This is a genomic window from Methylobacterium sp. J-088 (genome assembly GCF_022829295.1).
Classification (GTDB): domain Bacteria; phylum Pseudomonadota; class Alphaproteobacteria; order Rhizobiales; family Beijerinckiaceae; genus Methylobacterium.
In genome coordinates this window covers 1-5,878 of the sequence record NZ_JAKSYH010000159.1, presented here as the reverse complement: position 1 = coordinate 5,878, position 5,878 = coordinate 1, and the positions used below count along the sequence as shown (strand labels likewise).

The following is a 5,878-nucleotide window of genomic DNA, read 5'->3' as shown; positions in this document are numbered from 1 at the left end:
CACCTTCAAGGCGCTGACAGGGTGCGCCTCTTCCGGAAAGTTCTCATCCCTCACCCTGTCCCTCTCCCGCACGGGAGAGGGGACCCGCGCCCTATTCGGCGACGGTGGTGTCACTGTCGTGTACCGTGCGCGTTGCAATCGGATACGGCTCCAAGTCCTTGTTGTGGCGCGCTCTCTTGGCCCGAAGCGGTGTCCACTTCTGCGGAGAGCGCTCTAGCCGGCCCGACTCCGCCGAAGGACGCTCGCGCAGCCGCCGATCACGGCAAGCGCCGCCGCACAGGACAGCGACAGCGTGACGGCCCGCTCAGGCCCGAGCCCATGGGTGAGGCCGAAGATCACCGCCACGAGGGCCGCACCCAGCGACTGGCCGGTGAGCCGTGCCGTCGATTGCATCCCGCTGGCGCCCCCGGCCCGGTCGCGCGGCGCGGAGGTGACGATGACCTTGTTGTTGGGCGACTGGAAGAGTCCGAAGCCGAGGCCGCACAGGGTCAGGCGCCAGACGATATCCAGGGTGGCGGGCGCTTCGGGCAGGAGCGTCATGCAGACGAGGCCGGTCGCCAGCATGGCCAGCCCGATCCCGCCGAGGATGCCGGGCGGATAGCGGTCGGCGAGGCGCCCGGATATCGGCGCCATCGCGGCGACTGCGATCGGCCACGGGGTGAGCAAAAAGCCGGTCTGCGTGCTGGAGAGGTGCAGCACGTCCTGAAAGTAGAAGGGCAAGGCCACGTAGGACACCATCTGGGCGCAGAACGAGGCGATGGAAGTCGCCATCGACAGCGCGAAGGCGGGGATCCGCAGGAGGTCCACCGGCAGCAGCGGCGCCGGCAGGCGGATCTGGCGCCGCACGAAGATCGTCCCGATCACCAGGGCGCCGATCAGCTCGGCGCAAGCCACGCCCTGCGCCCCGGGATCGCCCAGCCCGTCGATGCCGATGATCAGCAGGCCGAAGGTCAGGGCGTTGAGGACGGCGCTGATGCCGTCGAAGGGCCGCCCGCTCGCCGGCGTCACCGGCAGGGTGCGCGTGGCCACCGCCAGCGCCAGGAGGCCCACCGGGATGTTGACGAGGAACAGCCACGGCCACGTCGCCACCGACAGGATCGCGGCCGCCACGGTCGGGCCGGCGGCCGAGGCCACCGCCACCACCAGCGCCACGTTGGCGACCCCCTGGCCGATCATCCGGTGCGGGTAGATGAAGCGCACGAAGCCGATATTGACGCTCATGATCGCCGCCGCGCCGAGCCCCTGGACGATGCGCGCCGCGATCAGCAGGGGCAGGCTCGGCGCGACCGCGCAGGCCAGCGAGGCGGCCACGAACACCGCGAGCCCGGGCAGGTAGACCCGGCGGAAGCCGAAGATATCGCCGAGCGCGGCAAACGGCAGGAGGCTCGCGGTCACCGCGATCTGATAGGCGTTGACGATGAAGATCGCGTCGGCGGGCTTGACCGCGAGATCCTTGGCCATGATCGGCAGCGCCACGTTGACGATGGCGCCGTCGAGGACCGCCATGGTCATGGCGAGTCCGACCGCCGCCATGGCGAGGACCCGCTCGCGGGGCGGCAGGCCGTCCTGCGGGCTGCCTTTCGCGTCGGCGCCTGAACCGGGCGGGACCTGCGCCATGATCGCGCGCGCTCCTGCGGCGTCGGGACAATCCGCGACGTCGATGGCTGGGGAAATCCGGGCGGGGCGCCGCGGAGGCCGCTCCCTGTCGCGCACGTACTGCGGCCCGTCGAGGGGCGCGGTGTGTCCTATGTCACGGCGCGGACGGGTTTGTCGGCAATGCCGCTCACGCCAGCATGTAGGTCAGCAGCGCGCGCAGCTGCGCCGGCTTGATCGGCTTGCGCACAAGCTCGGCGCCGGCGGCCGCCACCCGCGTCTCCACCTCCGCCGAATGGTCGGCCGTGGTCACGATCGCGGGGAGCGGATCGAGGCGGCGCCCGCGCAGGTAGGCGGCGACGTCGAGGCCGCAGGCGCCGTCGTCCAGATGATAGTCGAGCACTAGGATATCCGGCCGCGCGGCCCCCGCCGCCATGGCGGCGCGGACACCGGCGAGATCGCGAAAGGTCGAGACCCGCGCGTCCCAGTTCTGCAGGAGGCGCGCGAGGGCGTCGGCCGTGGAGGCGTCGTTCTCCACGACCAGGACATGAGCCCCCGACAGCCGGGTCGCCACCGGCGCGGGCCTCGCGATGGCAGCCGGGACCGCGCTGAGCGGCAGGGCCAGGCTCACCCGCGTGCCGTTGCCGGGCCGGGAGGCGAGGCTCAGGGAATGATCCAGCGCCTGCGCCATGCGGCGGACGATCGACAGGCCGAGGCCTAGGCCCGGCTCCTCGCCGCCGTTCGACCGGGCCCCGCCGCGGAAGAACTCGTCGAACACGAGGCCGCATTCCTCCGCGGCGATGCCGCAGCCGGTATCGGTGACCTCGACCCGGACCCCGCCGGCACGCCGCCGAGCAGCCAGTACGATGCCGCCCGCATCGGTGTAGCGAACGGCGTTCGAGACGAGGTTCTGCAGGATGCGCTGGAGCAGCACCGCGTCGCTGATGATTGTCAGGTCCGGGCAGCGCAATACGAGCCGCAGGCCCTTGCGCTCGGCAAACGGCTTGAAGCTCGCGGTGAGTTCGGCCAGCAGATCGGGCAGGAAGACCGGTTGCAGCTGCGGCCGGACGATGCCGGCATCGAGCTTGGAGATGTCCAAGAGCGTCTTGATCAGATCCTCGATGGTCTGCAGGCCCCGCTCGACCTGGCTGGCGATGGTGCAGGCTTCCGGCGGCACGTCGAGATCGGCCATCGCGGAGATCGACAGGCGGGCGGCGTTCACGGGCTGGAGCAGGTCGTGGCTCGCAGCGGCCAGGAACCGGGTCTTGGAGCGGTTGGCGGTCTCGGCCTCCTCCTTGGCGGCGGCCAGCGCTTCGTTGGAGCGCTCCAGGCGGTGCATCAGCCCCGTCAGCTCCTCGGTGCGGGTGCGGACCCGCCCCTCCAGCATGATCGCGGTCTGGAACAGCGAATAGGCGCTGCCCCGCTGGTCCATGGAGCGCTCGACATGGGACATCAGCGCGGCGTTGATGCGTTCGAGCTTCTCGATCCGCCGATGCAGGGAGGCGTCGGTTTCGAGCCCGTTCGGATGCACGGTCACGACGCGACCGGACTCCGATCCGGCGCAGCCAGAGACTTGCCGATGGCGATGCCTGTGAAGGTCTGGTTCAGGTGCATCGCCCGGTACTGCTCGCCGAAGGTCTCGAAGCCGACGACGTTGTAGCGGCGGTAGAGATCGGTGATGCCGTGGCGCACCTGCCGGCTCTCGGCATCGAGGCGGCGCAGCACGCATTCGAAGCCGATGATCAGGTCGACGCCGCCGAGCTGCGCGTCGAGGCGGGCCAGCTCGGCCTGGGTCGAGGCGACGATGTCGCGCGGCTGGGCGAGCGTCAGCACCACGCCCTCGTCGATTGCGCAGAAGAAGCTGAGCGAGCCATCCGCGTTCATCCGCCGGATCGAGCGGCAGAAATACTCGCCGCCGACCTTCACGGCGAGCGGATAGGCCGCAAAGCTCATCGGTGACAGACCCTCGGGGTCGAGGCCGATCGCCATGGCGTATTCCCGGGCCGCCGGCTCGGCGTTCAGTTCCTGGACCTCGCGCCGCTCGCCGTCCGAGGCGGTGACGACGAACTTGGTCTGGGTCGGCTCGAAATTGTCGCTCTTGAAGATCTCCACGGCAAACTCGGTCTCGACCAGAATTAGGACCGCCGCCTTGCGGTGGATCCGGCCGCCATGGAGCAGCACCGCGTCGCGGAAGCGCAGGTCGTCCCCGGCCGAGCCGCCGACGATCGGGATGCCGTCGAGCGCCCAGGCGATGGCCGAGACGACGGTCTCCTCGGCGTTGGTCAGCCCGTCGATCAGCGACAGGGCGAAGCGCCGCCTGGACGTCGCCGGGTCGCCCTCGCGGCAGGGATCGAGCGGATCGAGGGTCCGGCGCAGGGCCCGCACCGCCGACGCGGTCCGCTCCACGTCGAGATGGTCGATGGCGTCGAGGACCGTCGAGACGATGCGGAAGCGCTCCGCGGGGAACGCGATGACCACGAGCCCGCGGTCGAGGCCGCCCGCCGGCGCGATACCGCCGGACATCGAGCAGCCGGAGACCGGCACGCCAGGGAACCGCAGCTCCAGTTCGCGCGCCAGGGATTCGGCGTCGTAGTCGGCCGAAAAGAACGCCACGATCTGCGACAGGCAGGCCTCCTGGATCGCCAGGGCCACGCCGGCGACAGCGTCGGCGGCCGAGGCCGCCTCCGTCCAGGCCGTCCAGATGCCGCACAGATGGCGGCGCGCACCTGATCCCTGAGCCACGTTTCATCCCCGGCGGACCCCCTCGGCGGGCTTGCTGCCGCTCTTCAGTGTCACGGCGTGAGTATGTCGTGCGCAATCGATCCGCGCAACGGGGGCGTTCTGCCGTCCAATACGGGGTCGGCCGGACCCTACTTCATGCAGGCGTCCTCGGCCTTCTCGAAGGCGGCGGGCTTCGGCTCATGCTCCGGGGGGCGGTTGCGGCCGAGCGCCCCGTCCGCGCGGGCACGCAGGTAGGTGTAGATGTCCGGCATGTAGCACATGACGTTCCGGTTATCCCCGAAGGCCGGCATGACCAGTTCCTGCGAGGCGTTCACGTCCTTCTTGCCGCCGACGATGATGCCGGCGAAATGCGCGTAGTCCATGCCCTTGAGGGCATCGACCAGGGACGGCGCGTAGGTCGAGCCCATGCCGTCCGGACCGTGGCACACGATGCAGTTGGCGTTGTACCGGAGGTAGCCGGACATCGTGTACCAATCGACCTTCTTGCCGTCGTCGGCGATGTGGTAGGTCGGGTCGCCGTTCTTATCGGTGTACTGGCCGTCCTGGACCTTGGCGGGCTGGGTCGGACCTTCGCTCTTCAGGTCCGCTGAACCGGACGGGGCAGCGGGCTTCGCGGCGGGGGGCGCCGCGCGGGCGGGGATCGTCCCAAGGGACCCTGCAGCAACTCCGACCAGAATGACCCCGACGAATCCATTCGCTGCGCACCGCATGGACGTTCCTCCTTCCGCCCACACGCGGCGTCGCGCGGGTGCGTTGGGGACATAACGGCGCCCGAGCGGGTCGGACGCGCCGCCGCGCCATCACGATTTCGCGCTGCCGCCCAGGCGCACGGGGAGGCGTGCCCGATCGCGTTGCAATCGTGCGTGGCGCTAAGATCTTGTTGTGACGCGCTGTCCTGCGCCGAACCGGTGCCCTCTTCGGCGGAGAGCGCTCCATGGCTTGCACGGACGGAAAACCTTATCCGCGTTGCGCACAGCATTAACCTTTTGTTAATCGGCGGATTGCCGCCGGGCCGCCGGCGTGAGAGCTTTCGTTAACGAGAGCTTAACGGTTGAGTGACGGCGATGCGGTTCGCGGTTTCCAAGGTGCAGGGGCTGGTGTCCGGCTCTGCATCGCGTGGGGTCTCCCGCCTCCGCAACGCGGTGTTCGGCCTGGCCGTGGCAGCTCTCGGGATGGGCGGCGTCGCCGCCGAGGCGCAGACGCTGGCGAGCCTGCCGGCCGAGGTCGGCGCCCGGGTGCAGGGTGATGCGAAGCCGATCGCGGCCTGGGTGACGTTCTGCCAGGGCTACGTGTCCGAGTGTGCGGTCGACCGGACCGAGCCGGCCCGCATCAGCCTCACGCCCGCCACCTGGGCGACGATCGTGGCGGTCAACCGCCGGGTCAACAACGCGGTGGAGCCGATGACCGATCTGGACCACCTGCACGTGGCCGACGGCTGGGACGTGGCCGAGGACGGCATCGGCGAACGCGAGGACTTCCAGCTGCCCAAGCGCCACCCACTCGCCAGCGCCGGGCGCCCGCGCCCGGCGGAGCCACTTCAGCG

5 protein-coding genes are annotated in these 5,878 nt (G+C 70.1%); 1 reads left to right on the top strand and 4 read right to left on the bottom strand.

All coding sequences use genetic code 11. The annotated features are described in order from the left end of the window. Window positions 1-213: 213 nt before the first annotated feature. The 4 genes from MKK63_RS17940 to MKK63_RS17925 form a co-directional block, all read right to left on the bottom strand. Window positions 214-1,617 carry an MFS transporter gene (locus MKK63_RS17940; protein WP_244004152.1) on the bottom strand — a complete coding sequence of 468 codons (1,404 nt, stop codon included), beginning with the start codon at window positions 1,615-1,617 and terminating at the stop codon, window positions 214-216. 166 nt (window positions 1,618-1,783) lie between these two features. Then, window positions 1,784-3,130 carry a hybrid sensor histidine kinase/response regulator gene (locus MKK63_RS17935; protein WP_244004150.1) on the bottom strand — a complete coding sequence of 449 codons (1,347 nt, stop codon included), beginning with the start codon at window positions 3,128-3,130 and terminating at the stop codon, window positions 1,784-1,786. Further along, window positions 3,127-4,335: an FIST signal transduction protein gene (locus MKK63_RS17930; RefSeq protein WP_244004148.1), complete on the bottom strand. Its 1,209-nt coding sequence runs from the start codon at window positions 4,333-4,335 to the stop codon at window positions 3,127-3,129. Before MKK63_RS17930 ends, MKK63_RS17935 begins: the two co-directional genes overlap by 4 nt. A 128-nt stretch (window positions 4,336-4,463) precedes the next feature. Beyond that, window positions 4,464-5,045, bottom strand: a complete 582-nt coding sequence (locus MKK63_RS17925) for a c-type cytochrome, methanol metabolism-related (RefSeq protein WP_244004146.1) — start codon at window positions 5,043-5,045, stop codon at window positions 4,464-4,466. A gap of 354 nt (window positions 5,046-5,399) precedes the next feature. On the opposite strand from MKK63_RS17925, the gene MKK63_RS17920 reads away from it, so the two are divergent. Then, the coding region (locus tag MKK63_RS17920) for a transglutaminase-like cysteine peptidase (RefSeq protein ID WP_244004144.1) at window positions 5,400-5,878 on the top strand (479 nt) is incomplete at its 3' end.

What these genes read in the sequence shown, in the direction of transcription:
- MKK63_RS17925 (WP_244004146.1), bottom strand. Translation starts at nt 5,045, where the DNA reads ATGCGGTGCGCAGCGAATGGATTCGTCGGGGTCATTCTGGTCGGAGTT.
- MKK63_RS17940 (WP_244004152.1), bottom strand. Translation starts at nt 1,617, where the DNA reads ATGGCGCAGGTCCCGCCCGGTTCAGGCGCCGACGCGAAAGGCAGCCCG.